The sequence below is a fragment of the Herbiconiux daphne genome (genome assembly GCF_024979295.1).
In the GTDB taxonomy this organism is placed as follows: domain Bacteria; phylum Actinomycetota; class Actinomycetes; order Actinomycetales; family Microbacteriaceae; genus Herbiconiux; species Herbiconiux daphnes.
The window spans coordinates 1-571 of sequence record NZ_JANLCJ010000632.1 but is presented as its reverse complement, the minus strand read 5'-3'; the positions used below and the strand labels follow the sequence as shown (position 1 = coordinate 571).

Genomic DNA, 571 nt, shown 5'->3' with positions numbered 1-571 from the left:
ACCTGGAACGTTGGCGCGGGTGTCGGTCAATACGCTGACGCTTCTGCTGTAGCTGTTGGCGCTAACTATCGCGTGTCTGAACACGTAGCCTTTAAGGTTGGCGTGACCGCTACCCCGACAACGCAGAATTACGGGGCTTTTGCTGGTGTCTCTATCGGCAACTAAGGAACACATGAAAATCAGAGAAGATGAACTGTTAACTGTGACTTTCTTTGAAAGGGCTTTGTTGATTGCTGAAGAAGCGTCTGCAATGCCACAAACAGCAAGGAATGAACCTAAACGGGCTGCACTCCTGACAATGGCAATTTGTTTAGCCAACGTTGCAGAGTTAAGCAAACCGGACAGCGTGAAGACCCCTGAAGCGATTAAGAGTCTTCTGCTATTAGGTGACATCACAGAAGCAGTGATGATTAACCATTAACCAGGAGGGGGCGCGATGATAAGCGCCCTTCTTACCCGACCATGACAACAAGGTTAGAGAATGACAAGACTTATCAACCCGCCCTGATTAACCGCGCTTTACAGGCGCTTAAGAAATTTGAACAGGGTGAAGTTCGGGCTAAACGCTTAG

General features: G+C 48.7%; 2 protein-coding genes. Both read left to right on the top strand.

Features of this window, described 5'->3' with window-relative positions; genetic code table 11:
* Nucleotides 1–165, top strand: a 165-nt coding sequence (locus N1032_RS28565) for a YadA-like family protein (RefSeq protein ID WP_407933095.1), incomplete at its 5' end; no start/stop codon positions are given.
* A 7-nt stretch (nt 166–172) separates the two neighbouring features.
* On the top strand, nt 173–421 hold the full coding sequence (locus N1032_RS26860; protein ID WP_259543732.1) for a hypothetical protein: 249 nt from the start codon (nt 173–175) through the stop codon (nt 419–421).
* Nucleotides 422–571: the final 150 nt, after the last annotated feature.